Below are 20,677 nucleotides of genomic sequence, written 5' to 3'. Positions count from 1 at the left end.
TGAGGGTCGGAGGGCTGGCTCGGCGCTCCTTGGAAGGAAGCATGGAGTAGCAGATCGAGCGGCAGCGAATTCGATGGGTGATCTGTAAAATGCGCGGCCGGGGATGGCAAGCGAAATATGGGGATTTTATTTTTTCGCCTGCAAGCGTCACCTTCGAAGCTCTTTGCGCGTTGTGGTTATCAACACCGCTGAATTTGAGTGGAGCGTGACCATGACGTTGATCGACCGCATTCCCACCTTGAAGGACTCTGAACTGGCGCAACTGCTCAGCAATGTGCGCCGACTGGACGTCAGCGGCACGCCAGACGAACGCCGCCAGGCGGCCGAGGTTGCGCCCCATCTGGAGCGCGAGGCCTCGCGCCGTCGCGAGAAGGTGCTGATGTCGCGTCGCGCGGCTACGGCGCGCTTCTAAAGGAAAGCGCGGCGACCGCGCGCTTCTAGGGGCGTGCTTATAGGTAGCGAACCTTAAGCGTCGAAATCGCCTTGATCAGGTCGCTATTGAGAGTCACTCTCAATAGCGACCTTGAGTCCTGGAGGCGATCATGGTGTTGCGGATGACGGGAACCCGCTGGCTGGCCCTGATGATGATGGCCGAACGCGCCGGCGGCGACGAGCGCCCGGACAGCGAATGGCTGCTGCACGGCCCCTCTGAAGAAGACGACGAAGAAGAGATCCTGGCGGGGGAGTGATCCCTCACCCTTCTTTCCTTGCGGGGCTTGTGGGCCTTGCGGGAGAGGGATCGAAGGCAAGCGTTCTGGCGAAGAAGGGCAGGGCCCTGTCCTCGACGCGGCCGCCGCGCGTCCAGTGCCGCTCGCCCCACCAGCCGCGATATTCCTCGGCCTCGTTGGCGACGCCGAGTTCTTCCAGCAGGCCGGCGAAGGCGCGGTTGGCGACCACGTGGTCGGCGTTGCCGTCGAAGCGGCCCCAGTCGAACATCAGTCCGCGCAGGGCCTTCAGTTTGGCCGCATGGGCGGGCAGAAGGCGGTCCAGCAGGAAGGCGTTCTGAAGCTTCGCGGTCAGGACGGGATCGGTCGCCAGGCTCGCGCCGCGACCGCTGGCGGGGAAGTCCGCGTAGAAAGGCGGCCTGTCCGGATTGGGCAGGAAGGCCTGGTACATGCCCAAGAACACCCGCGAGAAGCCGTCGTCGCCCAGGTCGTCCAGGGATTTGGCGGAGGCCAGGCGCTCGAAGTTCGGGCGTGAGTTCATGGTCTGGAGGCCGACGCCCGTGCCGACCGGATGCAGGGCGTAGACCGCGCCGAACACGCCGGGCGCCAGCATGGCCGTGCGGATCGCGCCGTAGCCGCCCATGCGGTCGCCCAGCAGCCCCCGCGCTTCGGGGCGGGGCAGGGTGCGAAAGCGCCCGTCGACGGCGGCGACCAGGTCCCTGGCCAGGAACCCTGTCCAGTCGCCGGTCACCGGCGAGGTGGCGTAGAACGAACTGCCGGTCGGGGTGGAGAAGTCGGCCGACACCAGGATCAGCGGCGGAACCTTGCCCTGCGCGACGGCGCGATCGAGCACGGCCCTGGCGCTGTCGCGGTCGAAGATCGCGCGGTGGTCGTCGAACAGGTTGGGCAGGAAGTAGACGACCGGATAGCGCCGGCTCCCGGCCTCATAGCCTTCGGGAAGATAGGCCACGGCCTTGCGGGTCGGGGAGACGCCGACCCGATTGCCGTCGAAGCGTTTCGAGGCGACCTCGAAATCGACCAGCCGGCTCTCCGCCCGCGCGGTCATGGGTCCGCTCAGGGGCGCGGCGAGCAGGAACGCGACACACACCGCACGCCACAGCAAGCCGAGCATAGCCGAGCCCCCGCCATCAAACGTCGAAGGCGGATGCTCGTCCTATGCGTGTGTCGAATTTGCGGCCGGGGAGGCTGCCTTAGGTCAGGGCCTTGCGGGCGGCTTCCCAGTACTGGGCGCCGGTGATCAGGGTGACCACGGCGGCCAGCCACAGCAGGCCGTGGGTGATCCACGAGGCCGGCTCGAAGACCGCCGGGTCCTGCGGCAGGTTGAACGCGCCCCACGAGACGATGATCATCTCGGCGCCGATCGCCACCAGCTGCAGGGTGGTCTTCCACTTGGCCAGCAGGGTGACGGGCAGCTTGATCCCCTTGCCGGCGCCGACCTCGCGCAGGGCGCTGACGGCGAATTCGCGGAACAGGATCAGGCCGGCCGGCAGGATGACCAGCGGGTTCGGGCCCAGCGCCATCAGGCCCAGCAGAGCGCCGCAGACCAGGATCTTGTCGCCGATCGGGTCGAGGATCGCGCCCCAGATGCTGACGGCGTCGAGCTTGCGGGCCAGCCAGCCGTCGAAGAAGTCGGTCACCGCCGCCACCACGAACGCCCAGAACGCCCAGCGCTGCAGCGAGAACTGCTGGTCGGCGGTCAGTTGCTCGCTCAGCCACGGCACGCCGCCGGCGGCGGCGGCCAGGGCGACGAACATGAACAGCGCGATGACCAGGCGGGCGGAGGTCAGGATGTTGGGCAGGGCTTTCATGGCGCCGTTCTAACGCATGAGCGCGGCGGAGGGCTATGGCGCATGCATGACATGGTGGCGCTCGCGGGCGGCCGTCCCCAGATAGGAGGTCGGGGGCGTACAGTGTAACAGTAAGTGGAGTAGTCCCTGATGAGCACGGAATTCGCGAACAAGGTGGCCATCGTCACCGGCGGCGCCTCGGGCATCGGCGAAGCGGTGGTGCGTGAGCTGGCGGCCGGCGGCGCCAAGGTGGTGATCGCCGACTTCAATCTCGAAGGCGCGGAGGCCCTGGCGGACGAGGTCGGCTCGGCCGCCGCCTTCAAGGTCGATGTCGGCGATCCGGAGCAGGTCGAGGCCATGGTCAGGTTCGCGGTCGACACCTATGGCGGCCTGCACCTGGCGGTGAACAACGCCGGCATCGGCGGCCCCAGCGCGCCCACGGCCGACTATCCGATCGACGCCTGGAAGCGGGTGATCGACGTCGACCTGCACAGCGTCCTCTATTCGATGAAGTACCAGATCCCGGCGATGCTGGCCTCGGGCGGCGGCTCGATCGTCAACATGGCCTCGATCTTGGGCAGCCACGGCTGGGCCGGCTCGGGTCCCTATGTCGCCGCCAAGCACGCCCTGGTCGGCATGACCAAGACGACCGCCATCGAATATTCCGGCCAGGGCGTGCGCATCAACGCCGTCGGCCCGGGCTTCATCGACACCCCGGCGGTGCGCGCCTCGATGGACGAGGCGGCCATGGCCGGCCTGGTGGCCCTGCACCCGATCGGGCGCCTTGGCCGCTCGGAGGAGGTTTCGGCCCTGACCTGCTTCCTGCTGTCGGACCGCGCCTCGTTCATCACCGGCAGCTACCACCTGGTGGACGGCGGCTTCTCGGCCCGCTGACGGGATCGGCCCCGCCGTTCGCGCGGCGGGGCAAGTCTCTTCCTGAACGGGCGGTCGCGCGAAGAAAACGCATCGATATCGGGGTAATTCTCCAGGGTGGCGGGTGATTTTTATCCGCTGCGTGGTTGACGTGGCGGTCTTCGGAAGCCAAGCCGTGGTCAAGTTCCCGAGGACGCCATGACCGCCAGCGCCGATCCGACCGCCAATTCCTCCCGCCGCGTGCTGCTGGCCAGCCTGGTGGGCACGGCGGTGGAGTTCTACGACTTCTACATCTACGCCACGGCCGCCTCGCTGGTGTTCGGGCCGCTGTTCTTCCCATCGCACTCGCCGTCGATGCAGCTGCTGGCCTCCTACGCCAGCCTGGCGGTGGCGTTCTTCGCCCGGCCGGTCGGGGCGATCGCCTTCGGCCACTTCGGCGACCGCATCGGCCGCAAGTCGACCCTGGTGGCGTCGCTGATGCTGATGGGCGGCTCGACCCTGCTGATCGCCTTCCTGCCGACCTATCAGATGGCCGGCTGGCTGGCGCCGGCCCTGCTGTGCCTGCTGCGCTTCGGCCAGGGCTTCGGCCTGGGCGGCGAGTGGGGCGGGGCGGCCTTGCTGGCGGTCGAGAACGCGCCTCCCGGCTGGAAGGCCCGCTTCGGCATGTTCCCGCAGCTGGGCGCCCCGGTCGGCTTCATCGCCGCCAACGGCCTCTTCCTCATTCTGGGCCTGCTGCTCAGCCCCGAGCAGTTCGAGGCCTGGGGCTGGCGCCTGCCGTTCCTGGCCAGCGCCGTGCTGGTGGGCCTGGGCCTGTGGGTGCGTCTGAAGCTGACCGAGACCCCGGCCTTCGCCGCCGCCCTGGCCCACGAGCCGCCGCCGGCCGTGCCGCTGGCCGAGCTGCTCAAGCGCCACTGGAAAGAGACCCTGGGCGGCACCTTCGCCGTGGTCTGCTGCTTCGCCCTGTTCTACCTGAGCACGGCCTTCGCGCTGGGCTACGGCGCCAAGACCCTGGGCTACGACCGCCAGCTGTTCCTGGGCGTGCAGCTGTTCGCCATCCTGTTCATGGCCGGCGGCATCGTCGTCTCGGGCTACTGGTCGGACGCCTCGTCGTCGCGCCGGGTGCTGATGGCCGGCTGCGCCATGACCGTGGCCGCCGGGGCGCTGCTGCCGGTGATGATGGGGGCCGGCTCGCTGGCCCTGATCTGCGCCTTCCTGTCGCTGGCCCTTTTCGCCATGGGCTTCGTCTACGGCCCGCTGGGCTCGTGGCTGCCCGAGCTGTTCCCGGCCCGGGTGCGCTACACCGGGGCCTCGATGGCCTTCAACGTCGGCGGCATCATCGGCGGCGGGCTGACGCCGATGGCCGCCACGGCCCTGGCCGCGAAGGGCGGCCTGGTTCCGGTGGGGATCTATCTGGCGGTCGCCGCGGGGATCAGCTTCGTCGCCCTCGTCCTGCTGAAGCCGCGCCGCGCCGAATAACGCTGGTCGCTTACCGGATGACAGGGCTGACGCATCGCGTAAGGTCGCGTCATCCGGGACTGGGCGGGAGACGATCATGGCGGTGACGGGCGGGTTGATCCACAAGGCGCCCGGCAACCTTCGGTCAGTCGTCGCGTAAACCCTCCCATGGCCCCAGCTTCCTCCGATACGCCCGCCTCCCGGCGGCGCGGGCTGCGCGGATCGGTCCGGGGCCTGCTGGTGCTGCTGACCGTCAGCCTGCTGGCGCCGGCCCTGGTCGCCACGGCCCTGCTGCTGGAGCGCGCCAACAGCCAGAGTCGCGATCAGCTCGACGAGCAGCTGATGGCGACGGCCCGGGCGCTGTCGGGGGCGGTCGACCGCCAGGTGGCCGAGGGCGTGGCCGTGGCCGAGACCCTGGCTACCGACCAGGCCCTGCTGAACGCCGACTGGAAGAGCTTTCACGCCCGCGCCAAGCGCACGACCGCCAATCGTCCCGGCTGGATCGTGGTCTCTCGGCCCGACGGTCAGCAGATGGTCAACACGCTGGTGCCATGGGGCGCGTCCCTGCCCAGGACCCCGCCGCCCGACTACATGGTCCGCGCCCGCGAGGAGGGCCGCACCGTCGTCTCGGACCTGCGCATGGGGGCGCTGGCCAAGCGCTACGTGGTGACGGTGGGCGCGCCGGTCGACATCAAGGGCGAGCCCTTCGTCGTGGCCTATGTGGTCGAGGCCTCCAGCTTCACCTCGGTGTTCCGCCAGCAGCGCGCGCCCGACCGCTGGGTGGCGACGATCCTCGACAACCAGCGCAAGGTGATCGCCCGCTCGGTGCGCAACGAGCGCTGGATGGGGGCGACGGCCTCTCCCGACATGGCCCGCAACCTGGCCAGGGCCAGCGAAGGGATCAGCAAGAGCGTCTCGCTGGAGAAGGTGAAGACCCACGTGGCCTACACCCGCTCGCCGCGGACGGGCTGGACCCTGGTGGTGGCCATTCCGCGCGACGAGATGTCCCGCAGCGGCGTCTCGGTGGCGCTGGGGACGGCGGCGGTGTTCCCGCTGCTGCTGCTGCTGGGCATCGGCCTGGCGCTGTTCTTCGCCAACCGCATCAATCGCGAGGTCGCCGACCTGGTCGAGGACGCCGCGACGATCGGGGAGGGGCGGCCGCTGGGTCCGGGACGGGGCGACGGCCTGGCCGAGATCGCCGCCGTGCGCGAGGCCCTGGTTGCGGCCTCCCACGAACTGGAGGCGCGCGAGGCCCGCCAGGCGGTGATGATCAACGAGCTGAACCACCGGGTGAAGAACAACCTGGCCACGGTGCAGTCGCTGGCCCGCCAGACCTTCGCCAAGCTCGACGCCGAGCAGGTGCGGATCTTCACCGAGCGCCTGGTGGCGTTCTCGGCCGCCCACGACCTGCTCACCCGCACCGGCTGGACCGAGGCCGACCTGACCGACGTGGTGGCGATCTGCGTGCGGGCTCACGGCGACCGCATCGACGCCGAGGGGCCAAGCGTGACGCTGAGCCCGCACGTGGCCGTGTCGCTGTCGATGGTGCTGCACGAGCTGGCCACCAACAGCGCCAAGTACGGCGGGCTGTCGGCGCCGGAAGGCCGCGTGGCCCTGCGCTGGAGCCTGGACGAGGCGGCGCGGCAGCTGCGCCTGACCTGGACCGAGACCGGCGGCCCGACGGTCAGCGAGCCGGCCACCTTCGGTTTCGGCGCGCGGCTGATCGAGAACCTCACCCAGCGCGAGCTGAAGGGCCGCTCGCGCTTCGACTTCCGCCCCGAGGGCCTGACGTTCGAGGCCTGGCTGCCGCTGGCCTCGATGCAGCGCTGGAAGAACGATTTTTAGGGTGGGCGACGTTCAGGCGCGGTGCGTGGTCCTCGTCCTTCGACAAGCTCAGGATGAGGACCATTTATAGGCTCGGGCGGTAGAAAAACCTCATGCTGAGCCTGTCGAAGCACGAGGTTTTCGCCTCAAACGCCGCATGTCGCCACCCTTAGGGCTCGGGAACGTAGGGCTCCTCGAGCGGGCCCTGGCCGGGGCACTCCCAGGTGCGCACCCGCTTGACGTAGCGCAGGTCGCGCAGGCCGGTGGCGACGACGCCGGCGACGCACAGGCTGCCCTGGCGGGCCAGGTCGCCTTCCTGCTTGGTCAGGACCCAGTCGGACGGACGATCGGCGACGGTGACAGTCGCCTCGTATTCCGTGGGGTTGGGGTCGTCGTGGTCGTAGCGCAGCTCGGTCAGCACGGCGGGGACGTCCGCTTCCGACCGTGTCAGCCACCGGTTGGCGCGCAGCTGCAGCAGGTCGGTGCTGAACGGGGTCAGCACCAGGGCGACCAGCCCGAGGGTCAGCAGCGTGCGATGGGCGGCCGGTCGGCGCAGGCCCGCCAGCAGGAAGGGGACGAACGCGACCCCCAGCCAGACGCCAAGGCCCAGCCAGTCGATCTGGGCATAGGTCTCGATCTGGCGGGCGGTGACGGTCTCGCTCTTCCAGGCGGCGATCGGCACGGCCGCCAGAACCAGGGCGGCCCAGCCCAGGCCGATGGACTGGAAGACCGCGCCGGCGGTCGGTCCCGGGGCGGGACGTTCGGGCCACAACGAGGCGACGGCGCTGATCGCGTCGCCGGCGGCGATCAGGTCGTGCTCGCCCTCGGGATCGTCCGGGCGCAGGCCGCCGGTCATGGTCGCCTGGACGCCGCTCTTGTCGATGGCGATGGTCTTGGCCCCGGCGTCGAGCAGGGCGATGACGGCGGCGCGCAAGGCGGGTTGGGCGCGGAGGATGTCGGCCAGGCCTGGGTCGTCGGTTCCCAGATAGACCCGGGCGTCGAAGTCGGGATCGCCGGTCTGGTGTTCGGCGGCGTAGCCGATGCGCTTGGCCAGGCGGTCGTAACCGGTTTCGGCGAACAGCCTGCTGTGGCGCAGGCCTCGGCGATATGCCGACAGGGTGTTGGAAAGCCGCATGCTGTTGCGCTGGCCGTCGAACAGGCCCGAGCGCGAGCCGCAAAAGCCCAGGGTCTCGCCGCTCGGACCCGTGCCGGTCCAGTCGTGATTGCCCTGGTGCGTCCAGCAGGAGCGGTGTGGCGGGGAAGCGGTGGATTCGGCCAGGGACATGGCTGCAAGCTAAGCTTGCAGCCATGGGTTCGTCATCCCCGGTGAAGGTTCAGAGCGCCTGTTCGATCCAGCCCGTCCCGGAGGTCGGCTTGCCCTGGAAGGTCCCTTCGGCGGAGGCGATGCCTTCGTAGATCGAGCCGGTGGGCAGGAGCGGGAACTCCTGGTCGGGAACCAGGGCCTTGAAGTTCAGCACCGCGTCGAAGCCGGCGATGTCGAGCTGGTAGTCGAGATAGTACTGGGTCTTCGAGTGCGGGCTGATCCAGGGGCGGTCGGCGATCATGACGCCGGACACCAGGTACATCTGGCCTTCCGGATCCTGCAGGGTGACCTCGCAGGGCACGGGTTCGCCCGGGTTGGGCTTCTTGTTGGGGCCGTACAGCACGTAGTGGTTCGACAGGGTCCAGCCGTTGTCGAGCTGGGCGTTCTGCAGCAGCCACTTCACCGGATTGGCCGCCGAGCCGAAGAAGCCGTACTCGTGGTCCATCCAGGTCTTGCCCGTGACCTCGAAGACCTCGCCGTCGATGGTGATCGTGCCGGCGGCGGCGACGTTGGTCAGCGAGTAGTAGTAGTTGCCCGTCTGCAGGTGCGAGCCCCAGGCCGGCGGCAGGACCTGGCTGACGCCCGTGCCCCAGACCAGGAAGGGATCGCCTTTCTGCGACATGGTCAGGTCGAACACCACTTCAGTGCCCGTGGCGTCGTCGGTCAGCTTGGTGACCACGGCCATGTTCTGGGTCGGATCGCCCCAGGCCGCGTCCATGGTGATGAAGGTGTGCAGAGCCTTGGCCGTGGCGCCCGAGCCGGCGCCGCTGGGATCGCTGATGGTGATGTCGGGAAGCGAGGTGTAGCCGCGGCCGAGGTTGGCGACCTGGATCGAGGCGATCATGCCGCCGACGATCACCGGATAGGCCACGGCCTGCGAGCCGCCGCCGCCCGACACCGTCACCACCGTGTGGGCCGGATCGTAGCCCGAGCCGGGATTGGTCACCTTGACGGCGGTGAACAGGCTGCCGGCCTTGCCCAGGCCCACGTGCCAGTCACGGGCGACGTCGTGCTCGGCCCAGGTCGCCGGGTCGTAGCCGGCGGGCGTGTTGTAGACCGTGGTGGCCTGGTAGTGCTTCTGGTTCTGCACGTCGGTCAGCATGATCTGCGAGAAGCCGAACGCCGGCGCGCGGCCCGGGAACGAGGCGGCGTTGATCTCGAAGCCGAACACCCGGTCGCCGGCCTTCAGCGTGCCGATGTGCCACCACCACTCGGTCGGCGCGTCGCGGTGCAGGTAGTGGTCGGCGGGCAGGTGGATCACCGACTTCGAGCGCGGGACCGGCGCCGGGGCGGCGGTGTCGGCGCAGGCGTCGGCGAGCGGGCGCGCGAGGCCTCGGCCCCGCAGGAACGGCAGAATGGTCATGGCGATGTTTTCCCCAGGCGTCTCCGGGCGGCGCGCCCGGCGCGCGCCGCATGTCAGGTTGCAGACATGTCCAGAGCGGCCGGAGGTTGCGTTCACCTAACGGCGTTGTCAATCGCCGCCCCGGGTCGTTTTGGGCGCCGATTTTGGGGGAGAGGTGGTCAGCTCTTGCGGAAGAAGGCGTGGATGCGCTCGGCCAGGGCCTGGCTGACGCCGTCGACCTTCACGAGGTCCTCGACGCTGGCCCGGCCGACGCCCTTGGCCGAGCCGAAGGCGTGCAGCAGGGCCTTCTTGCGGCCGGGACCGACGCCCTCGATCTCGTCGAGCGGGTTCTTCTTCAGGTCCATGCTGCGGCGGGTGCGGTGGGCCCCGATGGCGAAGCGGTGGGCCTCGTCGCGCAGGCGCTGAAGGTAATACAGAACCGGCGACTTGGGCTCGAGCATGAACGGCGTCTGGCCGGGGATGAAGAAGCGCTCCAGCCCCGCGTCGCGGTCCGGCCCCTTGGCGACGCCGACCACCGGGATGTCGTCGACGCCCAGGTCGGCCATGATCTCCAGCGCCGCGTCGAGCTGGCCCTGGCCGCCGTCGACCAGCACCAGGTCGGGGCGGTTGGCGTCGTCGCCTTCTTCCTCTTCCTTCACGAGGCGGGCGAAGCGGCGCTTCAGCACCTCCTTCATCATGCCGTAGTCGTCGCCGGGCGTGAGCTCGGTGCTCTTGATGTTGAACTTGCGGTACTGGCCCTTCATGAAGCCTTCGGGCCCGGCCACGATCATGCCGCCGACGGCGTTGGTGCCCTGGATGTGGCTGTTGTCGTAGACCTCGATCCGCTCGGGCGGGGCGTCCAGCTTGAAGGCCTCGGCGACGCCGGCCAGCAGCTTGGTCTGGGCGCTGCCCTCGGCCATCCGGCGGCCCAGGGCCTCCCTGGCGTTGGTCAGGGCGTGGCCGACCAGGTCGGCCTTCTCGCCGCGCTTGGGCACGGCGATCTCGACCTTGCGGCCGCTTTTCAGGGCGAAGGCCTCGCTGAGGAGATCCACCTCGGCCGGCTGGACGTTGGCCAGGATCAGGCGCGGGATCGGCTTGTCGTCGTAGAACTGGCCCAGGAAGGCGGTGATGATCCGCTGCTCCTCGGTGGCGCCGTCCTCCTCGTCTTCCGCAGCGCCGGTGATCCGCGGGAAGTAGGCGTGGTTGCCCCAGTTCTGGCCGGCCCGGAAGAAGAACACCTGCACGCAGGCCTGGCCGCCTTCGACATGCAGGGCGACGACGTCGGCCTCGTCGACGGTCTCGGGGTTGATCTGGCTTTCCTGGGCGACGGCGGCCAGGGCGCGGATGCGGTCGCGCAAGCGGGCGGCGCGCTCGAACTCCAGGTCCTCGGCGGCGGCCTCCATCTCCTTGGCCATGGTCGCCATGACCGCGCGGGACTTCCCTCTCAGGAAAGCCTCGGCCTGGTCGACCAGGGCGCCGTAGTCCTCCAGGCTGACCAGGCCCGTGCAGGGGGCGGCGCAGCGCTTGATCTGGTGCAGCATGCAGGGCCGGTCGCGCGTCTCGTAGACGCTGTCGCTGCACGAGCGCAGAAGAAAGGCCTTCTGCAGGGTGTTGAGCGTGCGGTTCACCGCCCAGGCGCTGGCGAAGGGGCCGAAATAGTCGCCCTTGATCGTGTGGGCGCCGCGATGTTTCCGCAGCTGGGCGGCGGCGTGGTCGCGGCGGATGAGGATCTCGGGAAAGCTCTTGTCGTCGCGCAGCAGCACGTTGAAGCGCGGCTTCAGCTGCTTGATCAGGTTGATCTCGAGCAGCAGGGCGTCGGCTTCGGTTCGGGTGGTGACGAACTCCATGGCCCGCGTGGCGTCGACCATGTGGGCGATGCGGTTGGTGTGGAAGCGGCCTTGGGCGTACTGCACCACCCGCTTCTTCAGGCTCTTGGCCTTGCCGACGTACAGCACCTCGCCGCCGTCGCCGATCATGCGATAGACGCCCGGCGCATCGGGCAGGCGCGTCACCTCGTCCTTGATCAGGGCGGCGCCGGCGAGGCGAGGGGAGGCGTCGGTGTCGGTGGTGGTGTCGGTCACGAGGCAGATATAGGCGAGTCCGGCGGGTTCAGCGATCTTCGAGGGCGTGATGAATGCGTGCGATCGTCACGTGGTCCGGACGGACCCGATAGCTGATGACATAGGTCCAGGTTCGGAAGGGAACGACGAACTCGCGCATGTCGCTGACCTCTGAGAGGCGGCCGCGCTCGGGGAAGTCGCGAAGACCGTTGATGGCCGTTCGGAGAGCCACGCCTAACGTTTCCGCATAGGGTGCGTCGCGACCGGCAAGCCAAGTTTCCAAGCGTTCGAGATCAGCCCAGACCGGGCCAGCGATAACGATCCGTCGCACGGATCAGCGCTTTTTTCCGAAATTCAACAGTCGGGCCTCGACCTGCTCCCAAGGAATGCCGCCTGTCTTGTCCGCTTCATCACAGATGGCCTCGAGCTCTCGCCAATAGGCCGGGCTTCGCTCTCCAAAGGCGACGCTTTGCTCTGCAACACCGCGCGGATCGGCGGCCACATCCAGTGCATGGAGAGCGTAGTCTTCAACGCTCTGACCGGCGGCCTCGGCGCGCGCCTTCAGGCGCTCGGCGCGCGCCGCATCGATCTTCAGGATGAATGCATCTTCGGCCATGTTCACATGATGTTCCAATAGCGGTTTGTCGTCAATCACGAGGAGCGCTATGACCCCGCCCCATGACCACCCGCTCCCTCTTCGTCACTCCGCTCTATGAAGCCAGTCTCGCCGGCGAGAAGGACTTCGAGATCTTCATCGACGAGCTGCACGACGCCTGCATCGCCGTGGCCGAGGACGACGAGGCCGGCCAGGCGTGGGCCGAGCGCAAGGGCTATCTGGGCTACACCTCCTACGCCTCGCTCGACGACCTGCCGCAGCGCGACAGCCTGTTCGCCGACCTCAAGAAGAAGCTCGACAAGCACGCCGCCGCCTTCGCCAAGGCGCTGCGCTTCGACCTGGCCGGCGGCAAGCTGGTGATGGACAGCTTCTGGATCAACATCCTCGATCCGGGCGGCCAGCACACCGGCCATATCCATCCCCACAGCGTGATCTCCGGCACGGTCTACGTGACCATTCCGGCCGGCGCCTCGGCGCTGAAGTTCGAGGATCCGCGGCTGCCGATGATGATGGCCGCGCCGACCCGCCAGGACGACGCGCCAGAGACCTTGCAGCCCTTCGTCTATGTGCAGCCCGAGCCCGGCACGATCCTGATGTGGGAAAGCTGGCTGCGGCACGAGGTGACGCCCAACCAGGCCGAGGAACAGAGGATCAGTATCAGCTTCAACTACGCCTGGCGCTAGGCTTCTAAACCTGTGCGAAAGCGCACAAAAATTGTGACTTCAAGTTTATCGGCGCAAGAGTACAGTTCTCCCAGGGGTTGAAGGATCGGGGAGGCTGCGATGGGCTATGCTCACGGGCGATGCACTGTACGTGGACGGCGTCTGGCGCTGGCGACGGGGGCGGCGTTAGCCGTCATGGCGTTGCAGGCCGCGAGCGCGGCGGCGCAGGACCGGGTCGTCGATGATCCGCGGGTGCTGGGCGCGCCGCTTCCCTCGAAGGAACTGGGCGCGGCCAAGCCGCCCGAGCCGCTGGCCCTGACCGGCACCGCCTCGAAGGACAAGAGCTACGTCATCGCCCCGGCCAGCACGGCCGAGACCGGCGACCGGCGGCTGAACCTCAACGTGGTCTACACCGACGGCCAGCTCTACAACCCGGCCAACGGGCGCAACGACAAGGTCCACCTGCGCAGCTACAACGGCACCGACGTCTCGGCGACCACGCCCTATGTGGCGCCGACCATCCAGGTGCGGCCCGGCGACACGGTGCGGGTGGCGCTGGACAACAAGCTGCCGGCCGATCCCAGCTGCACCGATCCCAACTGGTTGATCAACGTGCCGCACTGCTACAACGGCACCAACCTGCACAGCCACGGCCTGTGGGTCAGCCCGACCGGCAACAGCGACAACGTGCTGCTGTCGATCAATCCCGGGGTGCAGTTCGAGTACGAATACAACATCCCGCGCGACCATCCGGCCGGCACCTTCTGGTACCACACCCACCGTCACGGCTCGACGGCGCTGCAGGTTTCCAGCGGCATGGCCGGGGCCCTGGTCATCAAGGGCGACCGCAAGCCGACCCCAAAGACCAACGGCGACCTCGACACCCTGCTCTACAAGGGCTCGGCGCCGATCCCCGAGAAGCTGCTGGTGTTCCAGCAGATCCAGTACGCCTGCCTCGACGCCAGCGGCAACATCAAGGTCAAGACCGACGCCCAGGGCAATGTGATCGAGTGGGTCTGCGACCCGGGCGACACCGGCGTCATCGAGTTCTACAGCGACGCCAACGGCAACGGCTTCGGGCCGGGCAGCTGGGGGCAGTCGGGCCGCTACACCAGCATCAACGGCCAAGTGCTGGCCACCCTGCCGGCCAAGCAGGGCGAGCTGGCCCGCTGGCGGATGATCCACGCCGGGGTGCGCGACACCATCTCGCTGCAGTTCGTGAAGATGGCCGACGGCGGCGCCGCGGCCCTGGACCGCCTGGCCGCCGCCGACGGTCCCAAGTTCCAGAAGACCTACTGCATCGGCGAGCCGGTTTCGGTCTACATCGTCGCCGACGACGGCCTGACCGACGCCCAGGCCCGCAAGACCACGGTCGTCACCCTGCAGCCGGGCTACCGCAACGACCTGCTGGTGGTTTTCCCCAAGGCGGGGAACTACTGCATGCTCGACGCGCAGACCTCGACCGCCGGCACGGTCAATGGCGAGGCTGTCGGCACCCGCCTGCTGGGCAAGGTCGCCGTCGCGCCGGGCAAGGAGGTCAAGGACATCCCGGCCTTCGTCACCGCCGAGCTGGTCGCCGCGGCCAGCGTCCAGATGCCGACCGACGTGCGCGCCAGCGTCGTGGCCGACCTCAAGGACGGGCTGAAGCTGACCCGCTTCGTGCCGCACCCGACGATCACCGACGCCGAGATCAAGGGCTCGAAGACCGAGAAGGTGCTCTTCAACATCGCCATTCCCGGCCAGAACACCAACATGCCGGTGCAGTTCGAGGTCGGCTCGCAGGACTATGCGCCGCGGCCCTACGCGCCCGACCGCATCGACCGCACCCTGGTGCTGGGCACGGCCCAGGAGTGGGAGCTGCGCTCGGAATTCGTCAGCCACCCGTTCCACATCCACGTGAACCCGTTCCAGATCGTCAAGATCCTGGATCCGACCGGCAAGGACGTCAGCGAGCCCGGGGCGGTCGACGACTTCGGCCTCGACGGCGTGGATCCGCAGTATCCTGGCCTGAAGGGCGTCTGGAAGGACACCCTGTGGGTCAAGAGCGCCCAGAAGGTCGAGAACGGACCCTATCTGCCCTACACCCTGATCGTGCGCACCCGTTACCAGCGCTACATCGGCGAGTACGTCCTGCACTGCCACATCCTCGACCACGAGGACCAGGGCATGATGCAGAACGTCCAGATCGTGCTGCCCGACGGCGCCGGCGGCGTCTCGCACGGCCACCACTGAGTTTCGAGCCTTCCGGCCTCCGGCGCGATGAGCGCGCCGGAGGCCGTCGTTCGTCATCAAAATCCGAGAGCCCTTCCATGACCCACGATCCCGCGGCCGGTCCGTATTCGTCCCTGCTGCCCTCGCGCCGCGCCCTGATGGCGAGCGGCGCGGCGGCCGCGCTCGGCATGCTCGTGGCCGGGCAGGGCCAGGCCCAGCCGGCCGCCCCGACCAAGGCCCGCTGGCGGCGCTGGAACGTCAGCAGCCCGCAGGGCCAGAAGGCCCTGGCCAGCTACGCCAAGGCCATCAAGATCATGCTGGCCCTGCCGCCTGACGATCCCAACAACTGGTACAACCACGCCCTGACCCACACGGTCGACTGCCCGCACGGCAACTGGTGGTTCGTGGTCTGGCACCGCGGCTATGTCGGCCTGTTCGAGCAGGCCGTGCGCAAGATCAGCGGCGATCCCGACTTCGCCTTCCCCTACTGGGACTGGACCGCCGACCCCAAGGTGCCGGCGCAGATGTTCGAGGGCGTGCTCAATCCCAACGACGCCGCCTACATCCAGAGCCTGGACGCCTTCAACAAGGCCTATGGGCCGGTGCTGGAGACGTTCTGGAACAACCTGACCCCGGCGCAGAACGGGCAACTGCTGATCCGCGGCCTGCGCTTCCCGGCCGACCTGCTGTTCGACATCGGGCCCAAGGGCGGGCCGATGTTCTTCGCGCCGCCCAACGCCCGCGGCTCGACGCCGCAGAACCCGGGCTTCGACGGCGTCACCAACCGGGCCGTCTCGCCCTGGATGCTCGACAACGCCCTGTCGCCGCGCGACTTCATCGGCTTCGCCAGCCCCAAGTCGCAGTTCCACAGCAGCATCACCGGCTTCGGGGTGATGGAGGGCCAGCCGCACAACAAGGTGCACAACTGCGTCGGCGGCATCTGGACCGACAAGGACGGCAACACGACCTATGGCGACGGCTTCATGCAGTCGAACCTGTCGCCGGTGGACCCGCTGTTCTTCCTGCACCACGCCAACATCGACCGCATCTGGGACGTCTGGACGCGCAAGCAGCAGGGCTACGGCTATCCGACCTTGCCGGACGACAATCCCAGCTACATCAACGGCAAGGGCGATCTGGCCAAGTGGCGGGCCGAGCCCTTCCTGTTCTTCCACGACGCCGACGGCAAGCCGGTGACCGGAGCCAAGGCCACGGCCGCCGCCTACGAGACCATCGGTTCCTTCGACTACGACTACCAGCCCGGCTCGGGCGAGAACGTCGTGCCGCCGGCGGGAACCACCAAACTGAAGGCCGGCAAGCCGGCGCCGGCGACCAAGTACGCCGCCAAGCTGAAGGCCCCCGGTCCGAGCAGCCTGGCGGCGGGCGACGTGACCCTGCCGGCCGCGCTGCTGGCCGACGCGGCCAAGCCGGGCGGGACGCACCTGCTGGCCACGATCACCGTGGACCTGCCGCCGTTCGAGCACGCCAACGACCTGGCGGTGGTGATCAACACGCCCGAGGGCCAGGCGGTGGGCGTCGACTCGCCGGGCTTTGTCACCACCCTGTCGATGTTCGGCCGCCACCTGGTGACGCGGCCGGTCAGCTTCACGGTGCCGCTGTCGCAGCCGCTGGCCAACCTGGCCAAGGCCAAGGGACCGGGCGTGGCCGCCGCCGCGCCGACGGGGCTGAGCATTCGCCTGGTGCGTCTGGCCGGCAAGCCGATGCTGTCGGCCGCCGGGCCGCACGCCCATCACGCCGACGGCGGCGCGACCACGGCCACGCCGCAGGTGCTGGACATCGTGGTCCACGCACAGTGAGCGCACGCCCAGTGATGAAGCGCTTCAGCAAGGGAGGATCCCGATGACGTTCGACGGCAAGTGGACCTATCGCAGCTACCTGAACAATCCCGAGCTGGTGGACGGCAACGCCCAGACCGCGCTCAGCCTGATCTGGGGCGAGGGCGTGTTCACGTTCGAGAGCCCGGAATGGTGCTCGCTCATTGGCACGCTCGACATGGGCGGCGGCTACGTGCTGGACCTCAAGGGCCACATCCTGCGCGAGGGGACGGGGCCGGAGACTCTGGTGATCAACGGCTATGGCCGTGACGGCACGCCGACCGCCGGCTGGGAGTACGACTACCACTGCTGGCCGGGCTACACCTGGCCCGACGGCGTGGACCAGGTTCCGTCGCTGGTGGGCACGGTGGTGCGCGCCAAGCCGCACAACGGCGAGCCGGCCGGGGTGGTGGCCTCGTTCATCGCGGTGTTCCAGTGAGCGATGCGCGACTGGCGGCCCCGCCGCAGCCCGACCTGCCGCCGTTCACGGTGGGCATCGTGCTCTATCCGGGCGTCGACATCCTCGACGTCTCGGGTCCGCACGAGGTGTTCGCCTTCTTCGACGCCTCGGTGATCGGCCGGACGAGCCAGGTGGCGGTGGTGGCCGCCACCACCCAGCCGATCCAGACCTCCGGCCCGCTGAAGGTGGTGGCCGAGTACGACTTCTGCTCGTGCCCGCATCTCGACATGCTGTTCGTGCCGGGCGGCGGAAACGGCCTGCAGGAGACGATCGGCGACAAGGACCTGCTGGCTTTCCTCGTCGAGCGGGCCAAGACGGCGACCTATGTCGTTTCGGTCTGCACCGGCGGGTTGATCCTGGCCTCGGCGGGCCTGCTGGACGGCTATCGGGCGACCACCCACTGGGCCTTCATCGACTGCCTGAAGCTGTTCCCCGACGTGACCGTGGTCAACGGCTGCCCGCGCTGGGTGAAGGACCGCAACCGCGTCACTGGCGGGGGCATCTCGTCGACGGTCGATGAGTCGCTGTTCATGGTCCAGACGATCGTGACCGACCTGGCCGGCGGGCCGGACGCGGCCGACAAGGCCGCCCTGGCCACCCAGAAGGTTCAGCTGTCGATCCAGTACCATCCCGATCCGCCGTTCCCGGGGGGCGATCCGTGCTCGGTCGACTACGCCGTCTACGAGCCGGTCAACGCCGGCATGACGGATTTCCGCGCCAGCATCGACGCGGCCATCGAAAAGCGGCTGCATCCGACGGCGGCGGCGAAGGTCGGGGCGACGGTCGAGGCGTAACAGAGCCTGAGGCTTAACCTCCTCCGAGCATCCCCGCGCAGGCGGGGATCCAAGCCGAGGTGGCGGGGAGACCACGGCCGCGCCGCATCCTGGACGTCAGCTTGGGTCCCCGCCTGCGCGGGGATGGACGGATTTCAAACTGTCCGCTCGGTCTCGGTCACCGAACCTGCGCCGCGCCCACAGGCGCACATTGTCGCAAATCGGCCTTTTGCGGGACGTCGGGCCTTGCCGCGGCTATGGTCGCGCCCAATTTGCGCTGATAAGGCTCGCTTCGAGTCGCTTCCTCGCCCTTTTCGTTCCGCCTTCGCCGCCTCGCGCGGCGCGTTCGAGTTTCCCGCATGCAGTCGCCGGTCAAAGCCATCATCCTCAGCGCCGGGCAGGGCAAGCGCCTGTCGCCGCTGACCGACACCCGGCCCAAGTGCCTGGTCGAGCTGTCGGGCCGCTCGGTCCTGGAATGGCAGATCCGCCACCTGCACCGCGCCGGCGTCGCCGAGGTGGTGGTGGTCACCGGCTTCGCCGCCGACCTGGTCGAGGCCGAGCTGGCCAAGCTGCGCCTTCCGGGCCTGACCGTGCGCACGCTGTTCAACCCGTTCTACAGCGTCAGCGACAACCTGGCCTCGGTGTGGATGGCGCGCGCCGAGATGCAGGGCTCGTTCCTGCTGCTGAACGGCGACACCCTGTTCGAGCCGGCCATCGCCGAGCGCCTGCTGTCGGCCCCGCCGGCCCCGATCACCGTCACCATCGACCGCAAGGCTGGCGGCTACGACGCCGACGACATGAAGGTGCGCACCGACGGCGAGGCCCTGCGCGAGATCGGCAAGACCATCACCGAGTACGACGCGGAGTCGATCGGCTTCCTGCGCTTCGAGCCCGAGGGCGCGGCGTTGTTCACCGACATCGTCGAGCGCGCCCTGCGCACGCCCGAGGGTCTGCGCCGCTGGTATCTGTCGGCCATCGACCAGATCGCCCGCGCCCACGACGCCGTGGCCGTGCGCTCGATCGAGGGCCTGGACTGGGCCGAGATGGACTTCCCTGAGGACCTGCCGAAGAACCGCGAGCTGGCGGAAGCCTGGGCCGCGGCCGAGGCGACGCCAGCCTGAAACGACGAGGCGGCGCCTGCTCTTTCGGCAGGCGCGCGATCGGCTCCTCAGGGGCGGCGTTAGTCGTTCCTCCAAAGAATGTGTCATGCGTCAATGCGATCATAGGTTGCGCGAAATCGTCGCGCCGCCATGGATCGAGGAAGCGCCATGCCCGACGCCACCACCCTCAAGCTGACGGTCTACAAGCCCGACATCCTGGCCGACGGCCAGGTGGGCTTCGACTACGAACTGGCCCTGGTCGTCGCCGACGAGAAGGCCGACCTGCTGACGGCCGGCTGCGCCTCGCTGGAGGCCGCATCCACCGCGCGGTGCGAGGTGCTTCCAGTGACGGGGACGCTGTCGTTCCCCAATCCGGCCGCGCCGGTGATCTCGCCGTTCACCGGGCTGCTGTTCATCTACGACAACGCCCCGGCCATCGGCTTTCCGCTGTCGATCATGGCCCAGAGCACCAGCGACGAACTGCTGAAGTTCAGGCTGAACCTGTGCTTCCCGTCGGTGTCGACCGACCCGCTCTCGGGCTCGATCGTGTTCGGCGAATGGCCGGGTCCGCTCAGCAACGTGGCGGCCAGCTTCCTGTCGCCGCGGGCGTAAAGCGCCAAGGCCCTAGCGGGCGTCCAGCACCCGCACGCCCAGCTGGTTGGCCACCGGTCGTTCGCGGCCGGGCACGCCGGTGTGGATCGGCGAGTTCAGCACGCGCGGACGGCCAAAGCCGTCGTCCACGGCCAGGGTGGTCGAGCCGCCGCCGTCCAGGTTGATGGCGTCGGCCGCGCCCAGGTCGCGGAAGAAGGCGGTCAGTTCGGCCAGGGTCGCGCCCTCGCTGATCACGGTCTGGCGGCCGTCGACCACCACCAGCCAGCCGGTGCGGCCGTCGGCCGAGACGCCCAGGGCGGTGCGCGGATGGCGGTCGGCGGCGTATTTCGGTCCCGCGTGCTTGAACGACTGCTCGGCGCCGTCGACCAGCAGCACCGGCCCGGCCGCCACGGCGTCGATCACGTCCCAGCGGCAGGTGTGGCCCGAGCGGATCTCGACGAACGACGGGTGGATGCAGAGGATGGCGTTGACGCGCGGGTCGAGCTCCGGAACCTCCGGCGGGGCGACGATGGCGCCGGCGACGATCACCTTGCCGACCGGATCGACGTGCTGGCCGGCGTGGGGCACGAAGTCGTCGCCGCCGCGCGCGCCTGGCTTGAAGGGCGTGAAATAGCTGGCGTTGACGGCCAGCAGGGCGCCCGAGGCGGTCACGAAGTCGGACGTGGTGCGGGCGTGGTACTGGCCGGCCCCGTCATTGGGCGGCGAGACGAACAGCTGCACTTTCGGATTGGCCAGGTCCAGCCGCACGACGTGGAACACCTGCCGCAGCGGGTTCTCGCGCGTCTCGCTCCAGTAGGTGACGCCTTCGGAGAGGGTGCTGGTCTCGCTGCGGCCAAAGGCCGTCTGCGGGGTGGCGGGGATATGGACGCTGGCGCAGGCCGACAGCAGCAGAAGACCGCCGATAGCGGCGGCGCGAAGAACGGATCGGAACACGGGCGGGACTTTGAAATCGGAAAACAGGCCGCCGCCGTCGGGGGGGCGACGGCGGCGTTCGACCGGCAGATAGGGGGCGTGGCGGTGGCTTGCAAAGGCCGTCGGCCGCGTTTCTCCGAGAGGT

The 20,677-nt window shown here is 68.7% G+C and carries 20 protein-coding genes; 12 read left to right on the top strand and 8 right to left on the bottom strand.

The window, feature by feature from the left end; translation table 11 throughout:
* Positions 1–211: 211 nt before the first annotated feature.
* Together AC07NG_RS20030 and AC07NG_RS20025 are read left to right on the top strand one after the other, a co-directional pair.
* Complete coding sequence (locus tag AC07NG_RS20030; RefSeq protein ID WP_110118154.1) at positions 212–412, top strand: hypothetical protein; 201 nt, start codon at positions 212–214, stop codon at positions 410–412.
* 130 nt (positions 413–542) lie between these two features.
* A complete protein-coding gene (locus AC07NG_RS20025) occupies positions 543–689 on the top strand; it encodes a hypothetical protein (RefSeq protein ID WP_199228314.1) in 147 nt (48 codons plus the stop codon).
* 4 nt (positions 690–693) lie between these two features.
* On the opposite strand, the gene AC07NG_RS20020 is transcribed toward AC07NG_RS20025, so the two are convergent.
* Positions 694–1,731, bottom strand: a complete 1,038-nt coding sequence (locus tag AC07NG_RS20020) for an alpha/beta hydrolase-fold protein (RefSeq protein WP_494595897.1) — start codon at positions 1,729–1,731, stop codon at positions 694–696.
* Positions 1,732–1,876: 145 nt separating this feature from the next.
* Positions 1,877–2,494 carry a CDP-diacylglycerol--glycerol-3-phosphate 3-phosphatidyltransferase gene (pgsA, locus tag AC07NG_RS20015; RefSeq protein ID WP_494595896.1) on the bottom strand — a complete coding sequence of 206 codons (618 nt, stop codon included), beginning with the start codon at positions 2,492–2,494 and terminating at the stop codon, positions 1,877–1,879.
* Positions 2,495–2,623: 129 nt separating this feature from the next.
* On the opposite strand from pgsA, the gene AC07NG_RS20010 reads away from it, so the two are divergent.
* The 3 genes from AC07NG_RS20010 to AC07NG_RS20000 all read left to right on the top strand — a co-directional run bounded on the left by AC07NG_RS20010 (position 2,624) and on the right by AC07NG_RS20000 (position 6,646).
* Positions 2,624–3,367 (top strand): SDR family NAD(P)-dependent oxidoreductase, encoded by a 744-nt coding sequence (locus AC07NG_RS20010; RefSeq protein ID WP_494595894.1) that lies wholly within the window; start codon positions 2,624–2,626, stop codon positions 3,365–3,367.
* A gap of 177 nt (positions 3,368–3,544) precedes the next feature.
* The gene (locus AC07NG_RS20005) at positions 3,545–4,822 is read left to right on the top strand and encodes an MFS transporter (RefSeq protein WP_492855002.1); all 1,278 of its coding nucleotides are present in this window, start codon (positions 3,545–3,547) and stop codon (positions 4,820–4,822) included.
* A 147-nt stretch (positions 4,823–4,969) separates the two neighbouring features.
* Positions 4,970–6,646, top strand: a complete 1,677-nt coding sequence (locus tag AC07NG_RS20000) for a sensor histidine kinase (RefSeq protein ID WP_494595892.1) — start codon at positions 4,970–4,972, stop codon at positions 6,644–6,646.
* A 148-nt stretch (positions 6,647–6,794) separates the two neighbouring features.
* Here AC07NG_RS20000 and AC07NG_RS19995 read toward each other — a convergent pair whose 3' ends face one another.
* From AC07NG_RS19995 to AC07NG_RS19975, 5 genes are all read right to left on the bottom strand, one after another.
* Positions 6,795–7,910: a hypothetical protein gene (locus AC07NG_RS19995; protein WP_494595891.1), complete on the bottom strand. Its 1,116-nt coding sequence runs from the start codon at positions 7,908–7,910 to the stop codon at positions 6,795–6,797.
* 49 nt (positions 7,911–7,959) lie between these two features.
* Positions 7,960–9,312, bottom strand: coding sequence for a lipocalin-like domain-containing protein (locus AC07NG_RS19990; protein ID WP_494595889.1), 1,353 nt, complete (start codon positions 9,310–9,312; stop codon positions 7,960–7,962).
* Positions 9,313–9,470: 158 nt separating this feature from the next.
* Positions 9,471–11,381 carry an excinuclease ABC subunit UvrC gene (gene uvrC, locus AC07NG_RS19985; protein ID WP_494595993.1) on the bottom strand — a complete coding sequence of 637 codons (1,911 nt, stop codon included), beginning with the start codon at positions 11,379–11,381 and terminating at the stop codon, positions 9,471–9,473.
* A gap of 19 nt (positions 11,382–11,400) precedes the next feature.
* Positions 11,401–11,682, bottom strand: coding sequence for a type II toxin-antitoxin system RelE/ParE family toxin (locus AC07NG_RS19980; RefSeq protein ID WP_494595887.1), 282 nt, complete (start codon positions 11,680–11,682; stop codon positions 11,401–11,403).
* 3 nt (positions 11,683–11,685) lie between these two features.
* Positions 11,686–12,006: an antitoxin gene (locus AC07NG_RS19975; protein WP_494595885.1), complete on the bottom strand. Its 321-nt coding sequence runs from the start codon at positions 12,004–12,006 to the stop codon at positions 11,686–11,688.
* 23 nt (positions 12,007–12,029) lie between these two features.
* Here AC07NG_RS19975 and AC07NG_RS19970 point away from each other — a divergent pair, with 23 nt between their 5' ends.
* The 7 genes from AC07NG_RS19970 (at position 12,030) to AC07NG_RS19940 (ending at position 19,620) form a co-directional block, all read left to right on the top strand.
* On the top strand, positions 12,030–12,650 hold the full coding sequence (locus AC07NG_RS19970; RefSeq protein WP_494595883.1) for a TIGR02466 family protein: 621 nt from the start codon (positions 12,030–12,032) through the stop codon (positions 12,648–12,650).
* 174 nt (positions 12,651–12,824) lie between these two features.
* Complete coding sequence (locus tag AC07NG_RS19965) at positions 12,825–14,861, top strand: multicopper oxidase family protein (protein ID WP_494595881.1); 2,037 nt, start codon at positions 12,825–12,827, stop codon at positions 14,859–14,861.
* Between the two features lie 77 nt (positions 14,862–14,938).
* Entirely contained in the window at positions 14,939–16,657 is a 1,719-nt protein-coding gene (locus AC07NG_RS19960) for a tyrosinase family protein (RefSeq protein WP_494595879.1), read from the top strand.
* A 43-nt stretch (positions 16,658–16,700) separates the two neighbouring features.
* Complete coding sequence (locus AC07NG_RS19955) at positions 16,701–17,114, top strand: hypothetical protein (protein WP_494595877.1); 414 nt, start codon at positions 16,701–16,703, stop codon at positions 17,112–17,114.
* Entirely contained in the window at positions 17,111–17,929 is an 819-nt protein-coding gene (locus AC07NG_RS19950; RefSeq protein ID WP_487287620.1) for a DJ-1/PfpI family protein, read from the top strand. Before AC07NG_RS19955 ends, AC07NG_RS19950 begins: the two co-directional genes overlap by 4 nt.
* Before the next feature lie 338 nt (positions 17,930–18,267).
* Positions 18,268–19,029, top strand: a complete 762-nt coding sequence (locus AC07NG_RS19945; RefSeq protein WP_494595876.1) for a phosphocholine cytidylyltransferase family protein — start codon at positions 18,268–18,270, stop codon at positions 19,027–19,029.
* A 147-nt stretch (positions 19,030–19,176) separates the two neighbouring features.
* Positions 19,177–19,620: a hypothetical protein gene (locus AC07NG_RS19940; RefSeq protein ID WP_494595874.1), complete on the top strand. Its 444-nt coding sequence runs from the start codon at positions 19,177–19,179 to the stop codon at positions 19,618–19,620.
* A gap of 12 nt (positions 19,621–19,632) precedes the next feature.
* Here AC07NG_RS19940 and AC07NG_RS19935 read toward each other — a convergent pair whose 3' ends face one another.
* A complete protein-coding gene (locus tag AC07NG_RS19935) occupies positions 19,633–20,553 on the bottom strand; it encodes a phosphodiester glycosidase family protein (RefSeq protein ID WP_494595872.1) in 921 nt (306 codons plus the stop codon).
* Between the last annotated feature and the right edge of the window lie 124 nt (positions 20,554–20,677).

This window comes from Caulobacter sp. GW821-FHT10C03 (genome assembly GCF_059415485.1).
This window is presented reverse-complemented; position numbering and strand designations above follow the sequence as displayed.